Below are 20,321 nucleotides of genomic sequence, written 5' to 3' on the forward strand. Positions count from 1 at the left end.
TGTCTTTTCCACTGCTAACTAAATTGCTGGGCATAAAACCGCGCGTAGCGATGCTCTAGGGCTAATAATTCTTCATGGGTTCCTGATTCAACAATTTGTCCCTGTTCGAGAACTAAAATGCGATCGCACCGTCTCACGGTTGATAAACGGTGAGCAATAATAAATACTGTGCGTTTTTGCATCAGTCTTTCTAGCGCTTCCTGTACCAGTGCTTCTGATTCCGAGTCTAATGCTGATGTCGCCTCATCAAGAATCAATATTTGGGGATTGAGGAGAACCGCACGAGCGATCGCAATTCTTTGTCTTTGTCCTCCTGATAAGTTTACCCCACGTTCGCCCACCCAGGTCTGATAACCCTCTGGCAGTTGGCTAATGAACTGATGAGCATTAGCAATCTTCGCCGCCTCTTTAACTGCTTCCATGTCAAAAACATCTTGTCCAAAGGCGATATTTTGGGCAATTGTCCCCGAAAACATGATGGTTTCTTGAGGAACGATCCCAATTTGCCGCCGCAGACTATGCAGTTTCACATCCCGAATATCAACATCGTCAATGAAAATTTGACCAACTTCGGGGTCGTAAAAACGGGGGAGGAGATTGACAAATGTGGTTTTACCAGCACCAGAAGCACCCACAAGAGCGATCGCTTCACCTGGTGATACCAATAAACTGATATTTTTCAATACGGGTTCACCAGGCTTATAGGCAAAGGAAATATGACGATATTCTATTTTGCCTTTGACTGGAGCCAGAGCGATCGCATTGATCTTTTCGATTACCGTCGGCTGAATTGCCATCAATTCAAAAACGCGGTCAACAGATGCTTCACCCTGCTTAAATTCGTTGTAGTTGTTAGTAGTATGACCAATGGGATCAATTAACAGTGCCGCCGCCGCCAGATAGCTGAAAAAATTCGCCACTGTCAAGTTATTCTGGGAAATTTGCCACGCTCCCACAATCAGTAACGATAACGCACTTAAAGCTTCTAGAAATCCCACAATGGGAATCTGAATCGCTTTCAGGCGTTCGGCTGAGTATTTTGCTTTCAGACTGCGTTCTGCTTCATGGCCAAAGCGGGCGATTTCATAATTTTCAGCAGCAAAAGCCTGTACTAAACGAATACCATTGAAAACTTCCGCAAGGATGGCTGATAAACCCGACACGCGATTTTGACTTTTTAAGGAATATTTGCGTAAACGTTCACCAAACCAGCCAACTAAAATACCCATCAGTGGCGCAACAATCACCGTTGCTAATGTCAGTTGCCAATTCAGATAAATCATGTAAATCGGAATTGCCAACAACTGCAAAATGCAGGGGATAAAGTCGTGAAATCCTTTATTTACAACTTCGCCAACCCGGTCAACATCTTCGGTGAGGCGGTAAGATAAATCACCTGCTTTTGCGGTTTCAAAATAGCTGAGATTTAGCTTTTGCAGATGGGCGTAGACTTGCTGACGGAGATAAAAAGCAACTCTCAAAGAAGCCTTGGCCATGTACATATCTTGTATAGACTGAAACAAGCCTCTGACAAGAAAGACTAAGGCACAGCTGCCAGTTATTTGAGCGATCGCTACTACATTACCCTGTGCAAAGGGAATTGCCAATTTACCGGCAAGATTTATCAACACTAATGTCGCCAGAACGTATCCCAAGATACCAATAAGTCCCTTGGTGATGGTTTTCCACTGGAGTCGGATATAAGGCAGTAGTTGCCAGTAATTAGAACGCGTTTTCAAGCTCGAAAGTCCACAACGATATTTTTCCTTTGTTTGACGCTAGCAGCTTTTGGGGAGTTTCTGAACAGTTCACTAATTAGTTACAACCTGTTTTAGCGTTCATAATAGAGTTTCCCGGTGTTCTTCTATGATTGAAATGGAATATTCATTCGAGGGGTATTGCTTTATGAAATTGGAAGAGTATTTCAACGCCCTTGCACCAGATGATATCCGGCTCAAAGGAACCCGGATTGGGATTGAGAGCATTCTTTACGAGTATATCTATCGCTCTAAAACACCAGAAGAAATTGCCGAACAATTTCATACAGTGACGTTAGAACAGGTTTACGCCACGATTTTGTATTACTTGCATAATCGTTCAGAGGTTGATGCCTATCTGGTAAATTGGTTGAAATTTTCCCGAACCATACGCGAAGAACAACAGCGAAATCCGTCTCCTGCTAGGATGAGGTTTCGGCAGATGCAGGAAGAAAACGCTGGAAAACAGTTACAGGAAAGCTAATGGCAATTCAGTATCTGTTGGATGAACATTTGAGTCCTACATATCGTTCTCAACTTGTGCGGCGCAACCCTGAATTGGTCGTGCGAATCATTGGGGATTTAGATGTGCCACCCAAGGGTACTTCAGATCCAGAGATTTTGATTTGGTGCGAAACCAATGGATTTATTTTGGTTACAAATAACCGTAAATCGATGCCCAGACATTTGGCTGACCATTTAGCTTCAGGTCGCCATATTCCTGGAATTTTCACCATCGATGCAAACCAAAGCATTGGACAAACTGTTGAAGAATTAATCTTCATAGTTGAAGCTTCGTTTGAGGATGAATACCAGGATCGAATTGAATATCTACCTCTAAGCCAATAGGTTAAGACAAGAGACACGATGAATCGCAGTCTCTACAATAGTCAGTCCGTTTGTAGAGACGGCGATTTATCGCGTCTTTGCGATCTAGAATTTTCATCAAAAAATCTTAGCTGAACCAACGTATTGCTTCCACCCCTGACTTATCCTAAAAAATTAGCCCCCTCCTTACTTGTAAGGAAAGAGCTAGACTAATCTTGAAATTTAATTACGAACTACGAATTAATTAATATCCGCCTTCTTCTTCGTATTCCGGCTGTCTTTCCTTTACTTTTTTCGGAATATTCACAGGCTTCGGCTCATCTTCCCAAGCATCACCTTCTACATCATCATAATCATCGTATTCATCAACATAAGGCTTGCTGTAAGGCTTGGCTTCATACTTTAGCGGCTGCGGTTGTTGATACCTGTCGTTGCCTGTTGCTTCACTCCAGTTATCTTCTTCTTCGTCTTCTTCGTATTGAATAGATTCATACTGTCGCGCCTTCATTACCTGACGCTGTGGCCTTTCCTCTTCCACATAGTCTTCATTCCATTCCTCTTCCCGCGCTACGGGTTCGGGGGCGCGAACTTTTTGCCTGGGTGGCTGCAATGGCACTCCACTAGGCAGTTGATTACCTGGTGCAACTTGGCGTGGTGGAGTATAGCCGTATTCTTCTTCTGCATCCCTTTCCCAAGGTGCTTTGCCAATACCCAAACGCTCTAGTAAACCGGTTGTCAACTGGTTCACACGTTCTTCGGCTCCTTCAAACACAATCAACCGATTGGGGCCAGTGCTGACAATTTCATCTACCGAGAACTCGTAAGTACTCAGAAATTGATCGGGAATTTGGGGTAATCCTAAAGAAGCGATGACTATAGAGTTAAGCTTCCCGGTTTCGCCGTTGAACTTGAAGCCCCGGACTTTGCCTAATACTTCACCTGTTTCTGTAATTACTTCCCAGTTAATCAGATTGCTGAGAGATTCAACTTCGATATCTTCAATGACATCTTCGTTATCAACCAGGATGACATCACCAATCTGGCTGATGTTGTTGAGGTACATGTAGCGCGGTATGCCCGAAATGGAGATCAGGCTGTCTCGCAAACCAAGAGCCACAACCTCTCGTTGATCAATATCAACCCAGACTTGACTGATGATGCCTAGCCGCTTGCCGTTGTCGCGGGTAATCACCTGAGTGTTTAATATATCGGAACGTCTAATTATCTGTTCGGAGGTCATTCTATACCGAGTCCTGATCTCGAATCCGGTTTGTCTATACACTATTATTAACAAAAACTCAAGCAGATGTATTGGATGATTGTAATTTAATCCCCAAAACTTGAGTGTAAGCTCCCCGTGCTTGAGTAACGCCGATTGTGCGTTCGGCTGATTCTATCATCGGACGACGCAAACTCACAACTATAAATTGCGCTTGTTGTGACTGTTGCTTAATCATTTTAGCTAATCGTTCTACGTTTGCTCCATCTAGGAACATATCTACTTCGTCAAAGGCGTAAAATGGCGATGGACGGTAGCGTTGCAGGGCAAAGATAAAGCTCAAAGCTGTAAGTGATTTTTCTCCCCCAGACATGGAAGCTAGGCGCTGTACGGGTTTACCTTTGGGATGTGCAACTAAATTAAGTCCACTGCTAAAGGGATCTTCGGGATTTTCGAGTTGTAGGTAGCCGTCACCGTCTGAAAGAATGGCAAAAATTGATTGAAAGTTTTCGTTGACAGCATCAAACGCTTCTTTAAAGGCAAGTTGCCGCAATGTGGTAAAGTTTTCGATCCGCAAAAGTAGCTCGGTGCGTTCCCCTTCTAGTGTCTCTAATTTTTGCGTCAGTTCTTGGAGACGGTTTTGGGTGCGTTCGTATTCTTCCAACGCCAGCATATTAACAGGTTCCATTGCTTGTAAGCGTTTGGTGAGCGATCGCAATTCTTTCTGTAATTCCTCCAAATCTACCTTATCTGGAACTTCCGGCAAGGGATTTGGTAATTCTGCTCCCATATCTCGCAACTGGCTTTGCAGTGCAATTAGTTCCTCCCGCCGCTTCTCTTGAGTTTCTTTGAGTTTTTCGATTTCCCATTGCAATTGTTGTTGGCGCAAAAGGTGCGATCGCACTTCCAATTCTGTAGCGTCGCGTTTTTGTTTCTCTTCTCCCAAATTTTGCTCCATTTGAGCCAACGATAAACGGGTTTGGGTAATTTGCTCGTTTATCGTTGTGATTTGTGAAAAGACGTGATGAATCGCGTCTTTACAAGAGATTTGTTGGGTTTCGTATTCGGTGATTCGCGTTTCTGCTTCTTGGATTTTTTCTTGCAAACGTTGTTGCTGATTTTCTAAATTTTTTAATCTTTGTTCAGCTTCGCGTAATGCTGTCTCTCGTTGTTGCAAGTGTTGCTCTTGAATTTTAATTGTCGCCTGGATTTGCTGCCATTCACTGGGGGTTTGAGATGCTTCCAACTCTGCTAAAGCGTGTCGCAATTGTTGCAATTCATTTTCTTTCCCAGGTAATTCCCGCTCCAAAATTTCTAATCGGGATTGAGCAGTGGCTAACTTTTCGCTGTTTTGGGCTAGTTGCGATCGCGTCCCCTCTAATTGCGCTGTTAAATTCTTAATGTCTTTTTGCAACTGTTCCAATTGCAACTGCTGTTCGCGCCGCGCCTGACGCGTTTCTGTGAGTTCTTGGGTGAGTTTTTTACTTCTGGCTGACAAAGTTGCGATCGCTTCTGTACAACGCTCTAAAACTCGCTCAATATCCACCAAACGAGTTTTTAAAGCGATCGCTTCATCAGATTCTGCCGCTTCACCCGTACCAAACCGCAACGCTGAACGATTGCTGTTACTACCACCAGTCATTGCACCGCTAGTTTCTAACAACTCCCCGTCTAAGGTGACGATGCGATATAAACCTAAATTTTTCCGCGCCGCCTCCAGGTTGGCAAATACTACTGTGTTACCAAAAACGTAGCTAAATACATCTTTGTAACGGCGATCGCAATCGACTAAGTTAACAGCATAGTTAACGAAGCCGCTAGCGAAACGCAGCGTTGCATCTTGAGTAAATTTAGGAGCATGAATTTTATTTAGTGGTAAAAAAGTCGCTCTCCCGGCACGTTTCTGTTTGAGCAATTCAATCCCGGCTGCGGCTACACCATCATCTTCCACCACAATATGTCCCAATCGTCCACCGGCAGCCATTTCCAAAGCTAGCTGATGGCGGGGTTCCACCTTTCCCAACTGCACAACCAAGCCACAAAGTCCAGGCATTCCCGATTGTAAAATAACTTTACTCGCTTGGGTTCCTTGGACTTCTTGCTGTGCTTGCGTTTGCGCCTCTATTTTATCCAACTGGCGTTGTTTTTCCCGTTGTTCAAAAAGTAACCGCTTTTGGGTTTCCTGTTGGATTTGCAGTTCTTGTTCTGTAGCTGAGAGATTTTGGGCTAAATTCTGGATGGGTTCGCTAGAGGCGTTAAATTCCGTTTCAACTTGATTACAGTCAGTTTGTTTTTGGGCTAATAGCGGTTCGTCGCGTTCAATTAACTGGGTTTGTTCTGAAATTAATTGCTGTAATTGATTATTCCGTTCTGTGAGTTGTGCTTTTTCTGTGCGTTGCGGTTCTAGAGTTTGCAACAGAGTTTCAATTTGACGATTGAATGCCGTTTGTTGCTGTACCCATGCTTCCGAAGCTGAGGCGATTTCTGCGGCTGCTTCGCGGGAGGTTTCTAGAGATTGGTGGGCTTCATTCCTTTGGTGTTGGGAAGACGCGATGAATCGCGTCTCTACAATTTGGGTTTCGTCAATTTCTTCTAGGGAATGACGATGTTTTTGAATTTCTTGCTGAGTTTGAGTGAGACGTTTAGCAGTTTCTTGGGAAGCTGTTTGTAATTCCGTTAGCTGACGCTGGAGTTGTTTACGTTCTGCTTCTTGGGTGGCGAGGGTAGATTGTACCGCCAAAAGTTCATCTTCTCCCAATGCTTTGACATGGGCATTGAGTTGTTCAAGTTCAGCAGTTTTTTGGACGATTTCGGAATTTAGATTTGTGAGTTGAGTTGAGAGTTCACTAGAATTGCGATCGCCTGTTTGAATTTCGTGAACTAACTTTTCTTGTTGTGCTTGTAGCGATCGCCATGATAAAACCGCTTCCCAGGATTGTTTAGCCAGAAATTCCGTGCGAAGTTTTTGATATCTCTCAGCTTTAGCACGATCTTGAGAAAGGCGATCGCGTTGTGCAGTTAATTCCGTTTCAATAATCCGACAGCTATCTTCCTTCTCCTTCACCTCATCTAAAGTTGATTTGGCTTGAATGATTTTGCGATCGAACGCCGCCACCCCAGCCAATTCATCAATAATTTCCCGCCGTTCCCGCGCATTCATCGAGATAATGCTGGTGACATCCCCTTGCAGCACCACGTTGTAGCCTTCAGGATAAACCCGCAGATTACTTAGTTGCTGATGCAACTCCGTCAGCGTGCAAGCTTCACCATTTATATAGTAATTCGACGTGTAACTTCCTTGGTGAGTGACTCGCAGCCTTCTAGTAACACTCCACTCTGCCGATTTTGGCTTTTGGACTTCGGCTTCGCTCAGTCGAACGATTTTGGATTTTGGTTCTTCCTCCGCTTCCCCTGCATCCCCTGCATCCCCTGCCTCCTCTACTTCCTCCTTTTGCGCCTTTGTGTCTTTGTGTGAGATTTCATCTGACAAATCAAACGTCACAGTGACGCTAGCTTCAATAGAAGCGCGTCCTTTAGACGTTTGGGTGTTATTTACCAAATCTGGTAAGCGATCGGCTCGCATTCCCTTAGAACTGGAGAGTCCGAGGCAAAATAGCAGTGCATCGAGAATATTAGATTTACCCGAACCATTTGGCCCAGATATGACAGTACACCCCGGCAGCAAAGGGACTGAAGTAGTACCGCCGAAGGATTTGAAGTTGGTAAGTTCCACGCGCTTGATATGAACCATAGGCGCTGGTTAACTGGGCTAATGAAGAACAAGTGTATCAACTAATTAAAAATTCGCAAGAGGGTAGGGGAAAGAATTCAGGATTATCGTAAACGAGCAGCTTGTCGCAAGCTACCACAGAGGCGCAAAGAACGCAGAGGGGGTAAGGAAAATCTTATTTCAAAGAAAAGCACAATATTCGAAGGAGTTTAGTCTTTACTACGAACTTCCTTGACAAACTAATAGAGTGGTGTGACTTAAAATTGAGCAAATAAAAAACAGGAACTTACACAGATGTAAGTCCCTGTTTGGCTTTCATGCCGATGTTAACTGAGAACTTCAGTTATTCTTTTATGGCTTTTTCACAGCTTCAACTTTTGCTTCCACCTTCACAGTCTTCACACCTTGAACTTCCTTAGCCAAAGTTTCAGCTTTCTTGAGTTCTTCAGCAGAAGTCGCTGTGCCTTTGAGGATAATTTCACCCTCTTTGTTCTCAACCTGTAACTTATTGCCTGGTAAGCCTTTGTTCAACTTGGCGCTAACTTCAGTTTTTAAGTCGCTTTTAACTTTTGTTGCTGCCGTTTTTTCAGAACCGGTTTTAACTTTAGTATCTGTGCTAGTTGCTAAAGGAGTTGTTTGTATTCCTGGAACTTTGGCAGTTTCATTTGTCTGAGAAGCAGGTTTTGCTGGTACTTGAGCAGCTTCGTTAGTAGTACTAGGAGTTTCCGAACCAGTTTTAGGAGCCTCTTGGCAGCCAAAAGTACCAACTACCAAAATGCTACTAACGATTAATAGAATTAGCTTTTTCATTATCTATCTCCGAATTGATTACTGAAAGCAATTAATTTGTGTGTCATGGTGAGGAGCAGATGTTAAAAAGCAATTAAATGTGAAGTAGCAAAAGTGTCCAAGCAATTACTCAGATTACTGGAAATTGAAACTTGAACGATTTGTTTAGGCTAAGATTTTGCAGCCATCTTTGAGAAGCACCAATTCAATTTTATTGACGGTTGCTAACCAAGATACCTGTATATACGGACTATAGCTCCTATGAATTTAATGTAGATGCTGAGGAACTTTTCCAATGATAAACTATGCAACCTTAAAGTAGTGAATCGATGTTATCAGATTTGGGTCAGTTTGGCGATGTCTACGCCTATGCAGCTCAAAACTTCATGTTTTTGCAATACTGTGCCAGCAAAATTACCAACAAAATGTTACTTTAGAAAACTATGGCTTACTTACAATGCCCTAAATATTCAGGAAATATCAGCCAATGCCCTACCTCACTTCTGCCAGCGAAATTAGTGCTATTGTCGCTGAATACACCAATATCAAAACACTGTGGATCGATACAGAAGTAGCTGACTATAAAAGTCGTAATCCTAGACTATCGCTGATTCAGGTGTTAGATAATCCTCAAGATATGAGTGGCGATCGCGTCTATCTTTTAGATGTGCTAGACCAACCTAATATCATAGCTGAGTTTATTGAAAAAATTATGATAAATTCTGCCATTGAAAAAGTTTTTCACAATGCCAGTTACGATCTAAAATTTCTCGGTAACAAGAAAGCTAAAAATATTACCTGCACTTTAGAAATGGTAAAAAAAATTCCCTACCATATTTTGCCATTACCTAACTATCAACTCAAAACCATAGCTACAGCACTTTGTAGCTTTAACAATATCGATAAACAAGAGCAAACCAGCGATTGGGGAAAACGCCCCCTGACTGAAGAACAGATAGAGTATGCTTATCTAGATTGTATTTATCTTGCTCAAATCCACTCAAATTTATTAAGTTTACAAGCCAAAGCCAACCCCGAACCCGCAACGGAAGATTTAACATCACTAAGTACTCGATACTCACAACTTGAACAACAATGGAAGTTGTTGAATTCAGAATTTGAGCATTTGCAAGAACGTATGAAAAAAGCGATGCAAGCTCAGAATATATCTGAAACTTCTTATCATAAGCTTACTAGTTACGATCGCACTACAGTCAAAGCGACTTTTTCAGAATTGGCTAGGCTAGCACAAACCCAAGATATTGATTTAGATTTTCCCATCACGCTAACTCAGAAACTCCAAAAAGATTTAGGCCCAAATCTAGAACAATTGTCTGTAGATATTGAAAAAACTACTTCTTGGCGGCTAACTCCCAAAGCTCAAGAGACTGAAACAGAAGATGAGTAAATTATCCATAAGGCTACAAATGTCAGAATTTATGGAGTTATCGTTTATAGCAAATCTTAAGATTTCAAATATATTTTTTTCAAAAAGTATCTTAAAAAACATGAGACACAGTAGCTTTCTACTCAGAAATCCATTGTCAAGAAGTAGAGAGATGACAATAACAAAGAGCAGAATTGACAATTTTTATACTTTATAATTGATGTTTTTCCCTTAATATAACTATTAAATAAATATATTAAATATCTGGTAAATTTGTTAATTGGCTTGAAACGTCTATCCAAAGTTAGAATAACCATTGAGTTAAAGAATTAAAATCTAGATTTTGGTACTAATTGCGTTCAGGTGTTATGGCAGTTTATATTAAATTATGAGACGGCGTTTATTTAGACAAAAGCGAACAAGGGTAAATCAAGTATTTACTATAGCTATTTTTACTACATTGACAGCAATTAGCAGTGTTTCTTGTAGCAAGAATGACAGTGTTTTGGTAACAGAAATAGGAGTTAGTACACCTAGCCGTCGTTCAGCTACAGCATCCAGAGGTGGGGAATTCTATCTTCAAGGAAAGAATCAGCATTTAAACGGCGATTTACAAGCTGCGATCGCTTCCTATAGTAAGGCAATTAGTCAAAACTCTCAATATGGCGCAGCTTACAACGGACGGGGATTAGCCTACTTTGATTTGGGAGACAAAGAAAAAGCGATCGCAGATTACAATCAAGCCCTCCGCATTAACCCTAACGACGCTGAAGCTTACAATAACCTGGGCAATGCCCGCGCCTCACTAGAAGGTAACAGAGAAGCAGTTAAAGATTACAGTGAAGCGATTCGCCTGAATCCCAACTACGCCGAAGCCTACAACAACCGAGGAAATGCCCGCGCCGCCAATGGAGACAGAAAAGGGGCAATAGACGATCTCGGTCAAGCGATTCGCCTGAATCCCAGATATGCGATCGCTTACAATAACCGAGGAAATGCTCGTGCTGCCAATGGAGATCCAAAGGGTGCGATCGCAGATTACAATCAAGCCATTCGCCTCAACCCTAACTTTGCCCCTGCCTACAATAACCGAGGAAATGCCCGCGCCACCAATGGAGATAGACAGGGGGCACTCAAAGATTTAGAAAAAGCAGCGAGCATTTTTCAAAGTCAGGGTAACAACGACTTATACCAACAAGTGATGAAAAACATCAAAGAACTGAGACAGTAGGCAAAAGAACAGGGAGCAGGTGTTGGTTTTTAACACCAGAAGCAAAGATGAAATACGCTCAACAACCCCAGCAAAACAAACAACATGTTGCGATCGCTCGGCATAGATCCTGATTTAACCTAAGAGGATGTTTTAAAAGTCCTCTGGTCGGTAGCAAAACGTTTTAGATCCCCCTAAATCCCCCTTAAAAAGGGGGACTTTAAGAATTTTTCCCCTTAAAAGGGAGTTTAGGAGGGATTAAACCCTGTATCTGCTCACACACACTATCAAATTGATTTAAAACTTGACTATTTGTAAACCTAATAATCTTTAAACCATAGCCTTCTAGAATATGTGTTCTCTCTATGTCATAATCTTGACCTTCATCTGTAAAATGGCTATCCCCATCAATTTTAACTACTTGTAAAGTAGGACAGTAGAAATCAACTATAAAATGATTAATTGGTCTTTGTCTTAAAACCCGAAATTGAAAATCACTCAGATATTCACACCACAGCTTTTTTTCTGCTGGGGTCATATTTTTGCGAAGTTCTTTTGCTCTTTCTACAAGCTTTGGATTGTAAGGTAAATGGAAATTGCTACTGTTGAGGTTGTTCATCATAGTTTCTAGTGTTTATCCCTTTACACTCCTTGAAAAGGTGGGAAAAAGTTCTTAAAGTCCCCCTTTTTAAGGGGGATTTAGGGGGATCAAACCACATTCTACACAGCATCTAGATGTGTGTACACGATAGCGTCCCTTGTAGGTAAGAGATTGGGGGTTAAGTTTGAGAGAAAGAAGTTGCACAGTACATTAATCAGTATCAAAGACTCGTCCACGAGTATCAAAGACTCGTCCATGAGTATAAAAGACTCGTCCGCGAGTATCAAAGGCTCGTCCGCGAGTATCAAAGACTCGTCCGCGAGTATCAAAGACTCATTCACGAGTATCAAAGACTCATCCACGAGTATCAAAGACTCTCGCGCGAGTATAAAAGACTCGTCCACGAGTATTAAAGACTCATTACAGCAATATTTCATTGATTTAGAAAACACTCTCGCGTTCTTCTTTGCGTCTTTGCGTGAGATAAAAAATCTTTTGGTGCTGTAATTACGAATTACGAATTACGAATTATGCATTACTCTATCAAGACTTGCACTCACACTTTCAGCATACGGTGACTTCAATCGCTGCAAAATCTTTAAAGCTGGTTGCAAATAGGATATCGCTTTAGTATATTCACCCTGCTGTTCTGCCAAATCTCCTAAGCACCACAGAGTTATTGCTTTACCTTGGACATCACCAATGCGTTCATTTATTTCCAAAGACTGATTGAAAAGTGCGATCGCTTGCTCCACTTCCCCTTTGTTCGCGTAGATACCTGCCAGATTGTTCAACGTCGCCGCTTTGCCTTGGACATCCCCAATGCGTTCTTCTATTTCTAAAGACTGATTGTAGAGTGCGATCGCTTCATCCACTTCCCCTTTGTTGACGTAGATCAGTCCCAGACAGTGCAACGTCGCTGCTTTGCCTTGGACATTACCAATGCGTTCATTTATTTCCAAAGACTGATTGAAAAGTGCGATCGCTTGCTCCACTTCCCCTTTGTTCGCGTAGATAGATCCCAGTTCTTGCAAGGTTACCGCTTTGCCTCAGACATTTCCAATGCGTTCAAATATTTCCAAAGACTGATTATAGAGTGCGAGCGCTTCATCCACTTCCCCTTTGTCGGCGTAGATATTTCCCAGTTGGATCAACGTCGCTGCTTTGCTTTGGACATTACCAATGCGTTCATTTATTTCCAAAGACTGATTGAAAAGTGCGATCGCTTCATCCACTTCCCCTTTGCCGGCGTAGATATTTCCCAGACAGCTCAACGTCACCGCTTTGCTTTGGACATCTCCAATGCGTTCACTTATTTCCAAAGACTGATTGTAGAGTGCGAGCGCTTCATCCACTTCCCCTTTGCCGGCGTAGATATTTCCCAGACAGCCCAACGCTTCCGCTTTGCATTGGACATTTCCAATGCGTTCAAATATTTCTAAAGACTGATTGCAGAGTGCGAGCGCTTCATCCACATCCCCTTTGTCGTCTTTAAGCATACATAAATGTTGATAAATTGATGCTAATTCTCTTTCGTCTTCTGCGGGACAAAAATTTAAAGCTTGTTGGTAATAGCTTAATGCTTGATCAACCTCACCCATTTGGTGTTTAGAATAAGCCATTTCTTTGAGAACACTATGATTTTTAGTAATTTCTAATGTTGATTTGCACAGATGTATTGCTTCCCGAAAACGGCTTTGATGCAACAAGTGGTTCGCCAATGAACTAGCTATTTTCCCCACAATTTCTTCATCCTTCCCCAACAAAGCCAAGCGATGAATTTCTAACTTTTGTGACTCCGTAGCAGTTTCCTCTTCCCACCACAGACGATACAAAATTTGTGCAGCTTGTTTATACAACTCTTCACCCTTGGGGTTTTCTGGAAACTCTAGCAACGGTGACAAAATCCGGGGAACACGATACAACCTCTCTGTGTTGTTAGTCAGCGTAACTTCCAACAAACCCAAAATTTCAGCGCGTTGAATATGACTTTCCCAACTTGAGATATCCTCACAAATCGGCTTAATAGCAGCTTGAGGAACAGGTAACTCATACACCAACAACTTCCCCAGCATAAGACGCAAAGCTGGAGTTTGCTGCTTCAGCAATTCCTGTGCCAAAATATCCTCACGAAATTCCTTTTCCTTATCTGCCATCTTTTGCAGAATCATCTCAACTCCCCTCTCCGCTTCTGCCGACTTCGGGGAATTTTGCAAAATCTTATCTAACCATTCCAACAGCCGAGGATTTCCATTTGCTGCTTGTTTGGCACGTTCCGGCAAATCTGGCTGAAATTGCCAACTGCCATTAAACGAATCCAGACGATTACACTTTTTAATTAAATCTGCCCCACCCAAAGCCCCCAGAGGTTCGCGGTACAGACGATGATTCAGTTCCGACAATGTGAAATCGTAGCGACAGGTAATAATTACCTTGTGGGGAAGTTGGGAATTTTGCATCGCCTTCAGCAACGCCAGCAGTACATCTACAACTTGTGGTTGCAACAAATAAACCCCATTGCGTAATTCCAAATTCGCCTCAAAGTCATCCAGCACAAAAACAAAGCGCTGTTCTTTGGTATTGAGTCCTTCAGTGAAAAACTTGGTGAGGCGCTGCATCAACGGTAATTTGCCATTGAGAATTTCATGCCCCCGTTCCGAGGTACATTGTTCAGCAAGGGTTTTGAGCAATTTGTCCTCATCTAGTTGCCGAAAGTTCACCAGCCTGTGATAGCCAACCATCCTTTCTAGAAGTCGCGCCGTCACAGTACTCTTACCCACACCCCCCATTCCGTGGATGAGTACCCCCAATGAAGTGCGAATAGCTTTGAGACAACGTTGCAAAGTCCGCCGTCTGCCAACAAATTCATACGGTTTCGCCACCCGCACCTGTTGGGTATCGGGATCTAAAAACTGTTGGTATGCAGGTTCCGGCGCTGAGGGTGGCAAATCTCCCCACACTTCCACGAACGCACCCGGACATTCTCCCTGAATATATAACCGTAATAAATGCCAGTCACGCACTTTCTGTTTAAACAACTGCTGGTAAGTGCTAGCGAGTGCTTGGGCTAATTGATATCCGGCTGCCAATTTGCCGTAGAGATGCGCGGCGGCGGCTGTAGCAGTCCGGTCTTCCACAGGTCGCCCCCAACTTAAAACAGCGATCGCCCCTTGTTCAATAAGTGCCTCAGCCATAGAAGGGACAGCGCCTTTATCTGGTGCTTGTCCAGTCCGACACCCAGACAAAAACACCAACTTGGGAAACCGAAACCGGAAGACTTCGGCGAGTTCTGCGGCTGTGGTTTCGTGGCGTTCTCCAACTTCCGTCTCAGTGATAAAGTAAGGCGTGTAAGGTGCTTCACTTTTAATTGAGGCGTGTCCTGTGAGGTGAAACACATCAAAGTCATTAAAATACCGACTCCACACCTTACCCAACTCGCTAACGCAACCGCTTTCTTCCACCCGCAAATCTACAGCAAAATCTCGCGTATCAGCCAGAATTCTCGCCTCTTCCTGTTCAAACTCTAACTTTGGTTCCACGTCTTCCGGGTCGGTTGCCATAAACAATACTCGCAATTGTCGTGGTTCCACGAGAAACCCTGCCGTTTCTTTCTCAATCCAGCGCAGAGGCAAAACCACCGGATTAACCCGCTTGACCAAAAAATCCTCACCATCATGCAGAACTTCCCAAGGTAGATGTGCCAATTTTTTATCAGTATCAATGGCAATTACCAACCCCTCACCGCGACAGTCAGCAATTCCCCGACTCAACCAGCGTCCATCGCTATCTAACCAAAAAAATAACTGGTGCCCGATTCCTGGTAAATTAGGCAGCAGTTTATAGTAATCTCGTTCTCCTTGCTTGAGGAAATTAGCGATTTCTGCCAATTTCAGACGACGTGATTCATAGTGATTTTTTTGAGGTAGCCAATACCTGAGTTCAACTGTTTCCTGCGTACTTTCCCGAAGTTGAATGCGGATAGTTTGCACTTATTTGCTGAGAGATTTGAGGATTTCCGTGATTTCCTCTAGAGTAGCATCTTCGAGTAAAATCCTGTTTCCAGTATCAGGGTCAAGAATTACCACATCAAATTGCTTACCTGGATGAGATTTATGCCATTCTTGATACCATTTGCGAATTTGTTCAGCTAAAGCCGCAGCACCACCGACAATGCCAATAATAGTAGCAATGGCGGCGAGAGTTCCCTCTCTTTGCGTCGGAACTTCATAGCTTCCCGATATTTCAGGAATTTCTAACAAAGCCTCGGCTGCTGCTGGTGCGCCTTCACCCTCAATACCGACTTGAATTCCTGCCATTAAATACCTACGAATTTATACAAGATTCTGTATATTATCCGTTGAATTGGGGATAACATTCCCGCTCATACACAGAGAGAATTGCAAAATATTTACTTAGTGTTGTACCAATTGTCTAAAATAAAACAACAGACCCAAACCTGGAAACCCAGATTAAATCTGACTTTTTTAATTTTTAATTGATATGTCTCTTGCTCCTTGGCGAGGTGCGATCGCTCATGCGCTCCATCGCAACCGCAGCCTTGTTTATGCCCGTTACCTGCAACTAGCAACAGTGCAACCTAATGGCCGTCCCGCTAATCGTACCCTAGTCTTTCGCGGCTTCCTGGAAGATACAAACCAGCTAAGATTTATCACCGATACTCGTAGCGCCAAAGCCGACCAGATACAGCAACAACCTTGGGCAGAAATTTGCTGGTACTTTCCCAATACACGAGAACAATTCCGCATGGCTGGCGATTTGACCCTAATCAGCAGTGATGATTCTCACCAGGATTTACAGCCAGCCCGGATCGCAATGTGGCAAGAATTAAGTGATGCGGCGCGTTTACAGTTTGGTTGGCCCTATCCTGGTAAACCCAGAATCAAAGAATCAGGGGCCTTTGAGCCATCACCACCCGATCCTATTGAGCCAGTACCTAATTTTTGTCTCCTGCTACTCGATCCGGTGCAAGTAGACCATTTAGAATTACGCGGCGAACCACAAAATAGATGGCTTTACCACCGTAATGACCAGCAAGAGTGGTCTAGCGAAGCAATTAATCCGTGATTTAGTCAAGAGTCAAAAGATTGACCCTACGCCTTCCAAGGTGCGTAAAAATTTTGCTAAATAGATTCCTCTATAAGCTCTATACTCTGTGTACTCTGTGCCTCTGTGGTTAGAAAAAATACTTTTAAACCACAGAGGCACAGAGATCGCTGAGAAAAAATAAGAGATTTTACGAGTCACTTTGAAAGGGCTAAACATTGACCCTTAACCCTTGACTTTTAACTAAATGCCAGCACCATCTAGAAATTGCTGGATGGTCTTATCTTTGAGGTTGCACCAGCGAGGATCGTGGGTTGGCTCATCCTCTTTGGTGGCTAAACAACCCACTAAAACAGGAGTTTTTTCTGAAGAATTGGTGCGCTGAAGAGTTTGTATTTGTTCTTCCAACGCCTCAATCCGGTCTACTAAAGCACGAATTACTTGAGCTTCTGAATCTGGTAAGTTATTGTGTTCAAGAGGTGAAACCCGAACTCCAGAACGATACATGATGCGCCCAGGCACCCCTACCACAGTACAGTCTGAAGGTACATCCCTTAGAACAACAGACCCAGCGCCAATACGAACATTATTACCAATTTGGATATTGCCCAGTACCTTTGCTCCAGCCCCAACTACGACGTTTTCACCAACAGTTGGATGGCGTTTGCCACATTCTTTACCAGTACCTCCAAGGGTAACACCTTGATAAATTAGGGCATAGTCTCCCACGATCGTAGTTTCACCAATTACTACACCCATACCGTGGTCAATAAACACACTTTTTCCAATTACTGCACCAGGGTGGATTTCAATTCCAGTCAAAAACCGAGCCAAGTGAGAAATTAAACGAGGAATAAAGGGAAGACCAACCGTATACAGCCAGTGAGCCAGCCTATGGAATAGCAGGGCTTGCAAACCAGGGTAACAAAATAAAACTTCCAACCAGTTACGGGCAGCTGGGTCACGTTCAAATATGATACGAAAGTCAGCACGCAGTATAGATAGCACGAGATAGCACCCTCGGAAAGCACAACAAGCTACTCTCCCATATTATCGTCTCAGGTGTTACACATAAAAATTGGGAATGAGGAATTGGGAATTGGGAATTAGTTATTCATTCTTCACTCCTAACTTCCCACTCCCTATTACTGCTGCTCCACTGCCAGAGTATAATCACGCTTGACCCCAGAATTAAATGTACCTACCCAAATCCGATAAGTACCTCTTTTCCAGTTGCGATCGCTAACGCTAGCATCTTTTCTTTTGCCAGTATCATCGCCGCAGCGAATCGTATTTTGATCTGGGCCTTGAATGAGTAAAGTTGTGTCGGTATTGTTGCTATCGACTTTGATTGTTAGCTGGGAAAAGTCATTTTCCAAAACCATAATGTGATCTGGATTAGGATCGGCAAAACCAATACAGGCTTTTTGGTCGCGATCGCGGTTACTTATGGCAGACAATGAGTAAGAACCACCTGTAAACCCCTGCACTGTTCCTTGTGCTGGATTAGATGTTGACACGGTAAAAGTACCAAAATTCGCTGCTGTCTCTGCAATTACAGGTGTAGCGGTGATGGTGGCAAGTATAGCCAACAACCAGCCGCCGCTAAACTGAAGTCGGGGGCGACAAAATTTCATAGTAGCCCTCCAACAGGCTGTTAAATTAGTAATGATATATACATATTCTAATGAAAAAATTCCAGTGAAATTTTCGTTGGTTGTGCCACATTAAAATGTACCACAATAAAGGGTTTTTAAAGCAAACAGCTAATTGCTAGGCTGTCTCTTGATATAAGCAGCAGCGACCATTCTTCAACTGATGATTTGGATGTGATTACCTCTGTTGGACGCAGGATCTTGCCTCCTAAAGAAAACCCTTAACGGACGATTTAAATAGCAAATAATACAGTAAATTTACGAAAATCTTACGGTACAGAAAAAGGCAGAAGATAAAATAATTTTTAACCTTCTGCACTTGAGCTTTTATGAAAATCTCATGAATTCTTGAGTTGGAAGAAAACGCCACCTTTGACCGATCGCGTGTCAGTTCCATAACTGCTAACTGTGAGCGATCGCAAATTATCAAAAAACGGTTTCCCTAAAACTTCCGCTAGCTTGAGAATCGGTACTTGACGCTCTAATAAATTCTGGCTCTTTGTCCAGTCAAGATATATATAGCCTTGGTTTGGTAAGGGAATTGCAGCAATACTATCTTGGAAATTGGGATTGTCAATTAAGGAATTATCCTTAGTTGTGAGAATTTCATTCATCGTTTCTAAGTCAGAAGTGAAAATTTCGTAATTTCCTAAAGTTGTATACAATCCCCGCACTTTTGTTTCAATACTGAAAGATGCTCCTTCTTTAGCATCACTTTTTTTAGCCGCCGTAGTTAACTCTGTCCAAGCGGAGACTTTTTGCTTATCTATAGTCAGAGGATTAATGCTGAGTCCATTGGATGATGCGATCGCATCCAAACGAGCAATACCTTGTTCTACACTCTCGGATTTTTCCACCACAAAAATCCAATGAGGGGTTGTTTGCTCTTTCTCAGGTAACAATGCTATGGCATATTCTCCCTGTACCCAACTAAAAATATCCTCTGGTAAGTTTATTCCCCAGCGTTTTTGAACATCCACTAAAGGTTTGGCTAACCGAGAAACCACATCTTCCCCAGAACCATATATAGTAGCTGTTGCTTGTTTCCAAAGTTTAGCTAAATCGCTCTCGCCCAAATTACTTAAATTTGAGCCAGAAATCGCCAAACCTGCCGACGCTGGAACATACTGCAATGCTCCTACAGGTTTAGATAGTGGTGCAGATGGAGTAAGAATTTCTGATGAAGTCAAAAATGTAGTTTCTGCTAGCAATCCTTTGGGATTCAACGCCAGAGAAATAATTTCACTGTTATAAAGTTGTTCTGAAAGTTCTAAGCCTTGCCATTTTGCCACAACGGGAAGATTTAAGAACGCTACAGCTAAACCCCCTTTGGGCAGTTCTTTGGTAGCTTTTTGGTATTCGGGGGAGCTAGTTAAATTCAGATCGGGCGCTTGGACGTTATTAATCGCGTCTTTCAAGACTTTCGGATCGTTGGCAAACAACACAAAGCCTTCACCAACAACCGCACCTGCAAGTAAATCCTGCTCTGGTTGAGAATTGTCATAAATCAGCTTTATGCCTTTATATTCTTCAACAGCTAAGGTTGCCCCAGATAAGGCTCGTTTGGAAAACAACAATTCAACAAACTCGCGGCTTTTCTCAGATTGCTTGGTTGCTAGTGCTAACAGATACCCTGGCTGCTGTCCGTTTTCTGGATCGCGATCGATATCTAAGGTGGTGATAGCTAATGTAATTTCATTCCCTAACCAGGGTTGAACGTCTTGTTTATAATCTATGCCACTTTTGGCTAATAAACTGGTTTTGAGTTTAGATAGTTCCTCTTCACGTTCCAACACCTGCAACCGATCGGGATTCGTCAGCAGTGAAACCATTGCTGGCGAAAGTTTTGATACGAATATGGCTGCACCAGGCTCAGAGGTAGAAGCAATGAGGTTAGCCGGATTTTTGGCGAAAAACCAGTAAAAGCCAGCGATCGCAATTAGCAATGCGATCGCACCTGCTACGATAAAACCAATAAATGAGCGTTGCCTATTCACATTAAACCTTTAAAAAAGACGGTTTACAGCCATTTAAGCAGAAAGCCTACCAGAATTTATCAGCCTTCTTGAGAATCGATACTC

16 protein-coding genes are annotated in these 20,321 nt (G+C 42.9%); 5 read left to right on the forward strand and 11 right to left on the reverse strand.

Going from position 1 to position 20,321, the window contains the following annotated elements; genetic code table 11:
* Positions 1 to 14: 14 nt before the first annotated feature.
* The gene (locus tag NPUN_RS29040; protein ID WP_012411980.1) at positions 15 to 1,739 is read right to left on the reverse strand and encodes an ABC transporter ATP-binding protein; all 1,725 of its coding nucleotides are present in this window, start codon (positions 1,737 to 1,739) and stop codon (positions 15 to 17) included.
* A 166-nt stretch (positions 1,740 to 1,905) separates the two neighbouring features.
* Here NPUN_RS29040 and NPUN_RS29045 point away from each other — a divergent pair, with 166 nt between their 5' ends.
* Positions 1,906 to 2,241: a DUF433 domain-containing protein gene (locus NPUN_RS29045; RefSeq protein ID WP_012411981.1), complete on the forward strand. Its 336-nt coding sequence runs from the start codon at positions 1,906 to 1,908 to the stop codon at positions 2,239 to 2,241.
* On the forward strand, positions 2,241 to 2,606 hold the full coding sequence (locus NPUN_RS29050) for a DUF5615 family PIN-like protein (RefSeq protein WP_012411982.1): 366 nt from the start codon (positions 2,241 to 2,243) through the stop codon (positions 2,604 to 2,606). The genes NPUN_RS29045 and NPUN_RS29050 overlap by 1 nt, the downstream gene beginning before the upstream one ends.
* A 223-nt stretch (positions 2,607 to 2,829) precedes the next feature.
* Here the strand turns inward: NPUN_RS29050 and NPUN_RS29055 are convergent, their stop codons facing one another.
* The 3 genes from NPUN_RS29055 to NPUN_RS29065 all read right to left on the reverse strand — a co-directional run bounded on the left by NPUN_RS29055 (position 2,830) and on the right by NPUN_RS29065 (position 8,344).
* Entirely contained in the window at positions 2,830 to 3,825 is a 996-nt protein-coding gene (locus tag NPUN_RS29055) for a PRC-barrel domain-containing protein (protein ID WP_012411983.1), read from the reverse strand.
* 58 nt (positions 3,826 to 3,883) lie between these two features.
* Positions 3,884 to 7,555 (reverse strand): chromosome segregation protein SMC, encoded by a 3,672-nt coding sequence (gene smc / locus NPUN_RS29060; protein ID WP_012411984.1) that lies wholly within the window; start codon positions 7,553 to 7,555, stop codon positions 3,884 to 3,886.
* 330 nt (positions 7,556 to 7,885) lie between these two features.
* Positions 7,886 to 8,344 (reverse strand): BON domain-containing protein, encoded by a 459-nt coding sequence (locus tag NPUN_RS29065; RefSeq protein ID WP_012411985.1) that lies wholly within the window; start codon positions 8,342 to 8,344, stop codon positions 7,886 to 7,888.
* A gap of 466 nt (positions 8,345 to 8,810) precedes the next feature.
* Between NPUN_RS29065 and NPUN_RS29070 the strand changes: the two genes are divergently transcribed.
* Positions 8,811 to 9,731, forward strand: coding sequence for a ribonuclease D (locus NPUN_RS29070; RefSeq protein WP_012411986.1), 921 nt, complete (start codon positions 8,811 to 8,813; stop codon positions 9,729 to 9,731).
* A 367-nt stretch (positions 9,732 to 10,098) separates the two neighbouring features.
* Positions 10,099 to 10,941, forward strand: coding sequence for a tetratricopeptide repeat protein (locus NPUN_RS29075; RefSeq protein WP_012411987.1), 843 nt, complete (start codon positions 10,099 to 10,101; stop codon positions 10,939 to 10,941).
* A gap of 199 nt (positions 10,942 to 11,140) precedes the next feature.
* On the opposite strand, the gene NPUN_RS29080 is transcribed toward NPUN_RS29075, so the two are convergent.
* The 4 genes from NPUN_RS29080 to NPUN_RS29095 all read right to left on the reverse strand — a co-directional run bounded on the left by NPUN_RS29080 (position 11,141) and on the right by NPUN_RS29095 (position 15,837).
* The gene (locus tag NPUN_RS29080) at positions 11,141 to 11,542 is read right to left on the reverse strand and encodes an endonuclease domain-containing protein (protein ID WP_012411988.1); all 402 of its coding nucleotides are present in this window, start codon (positions 11,540 to 11,542) and stop codon (positions 11,141 to 11,143) included.
* Positions 11,543 to 12,042: 500 nt separating this feature from the next.
* The gene (locus NPUN_RS43705) at positions 12,043 to 12,555 is read right to left on the reverse strand and encodes a tetratricopeptide repeat protein (RefSeq protein WP_012411989.1); all 513 of its coding nucleotides are present in this window, start codon (positions 12,553 to 12,555) and stop codon (positions 12,043 to 12,045) included.
* A gap of 15 nt (positions 12,556 to 12,570) precedes the next feature.
* Positions 12,571 to 15,510: a tetratricopeptide repeat protein gene (locus NPUN_RS29090; protein ID WP_012411990.1), complete on the reverse strand. Its 2,940-nt coding sequence runs from the start codon at positions 15,508 to 15,510 to the stop codon at positions 12,571 to 12,573.
* Positions 15,511 to 15,837 carry a hypothetical protein gene (locus tag NPUN_RS29095; RefSeq protein ID WP_012411991.1) on the reverse strand — a complete coding sequence of 109 codons (327 nt, stop codon included), beginning with the start codon at positions 15,835 to 15,837 and terminating at the stop codon, positions 15,511 to 15,513.
* A gap of 184 nt (positions 15,838 to 16,021) precedes the next feature.
* Here NPUN_RS29095 and NPUN_RS29100 point away from each other — a divergent pair, with 184 nt between their 5' ends.
* Complete coding sequence (locus tag NPUN_RS29100) at positions 16,022 to 16,606, forward strand: Npun_F5749 family FMN-dependent PPOX-type flavoprotein (protein WP_012411992.1); 585 nt, start codon at positions 16,022 to 16,024, stop codon at positions 16,604 to 16,606.
* A 222-nt stretch (positions 16,607 to 16,828) separates the two neighbouring features.
* On the opposite strand, the gene cysE is transcribed toward NPUN_RS29100, so the two are convergent.
* From cysE to NPUN_RS29115, 3 genes are all read right to left on the reverse strand, one after another.
* Entirely contained in the window at positions 16,829 to 17,593 is a 765-nt protein-coding gene (gene cysE, locus NPUN_RS29105; protein WP_012411993.1) for a serine O-acetyltransferase, read from the reverse strand.
* Between the two features lie 137 nt (positions 17,594 to 17,730).
* Complete coding sequence (locus tag NPUN_RS29110) at positions 17,731 to 18,222, reverse strand: hypothetical protein (protein WP_012411994.1); 492 nt, start codon at positions 18,220 to 18,222, stop codon at positions 17,731 to 17,733.
* A gap of 356 nt (positions 18,223 to 18,578) precedes the next feature.
* Positions 18,579 to 20,237: a DUF3352 domain-containing protein gene (locus NPUN_RS29115; protein WP_012411995.1), complete on the reverse strand. Its 1,659-nt coding sequence runs from the start codon at positions 20,235 to 20,237 to the stop codon at positions 18,579 to 18,581.
* Between the last annotated feature and the right edge of the window lie 84 nt (positions 20,238 to 20,321).

The organism is Nostoc punctiforme PCC 73102 (assembly GCF_000020025.1).
Lineage (GTDB): Bacteria > Cyanobacteriota > Cyanobacteriia > Cyanobacteriales > Nostocaceae > Nostoc > Nostoc punctiforme.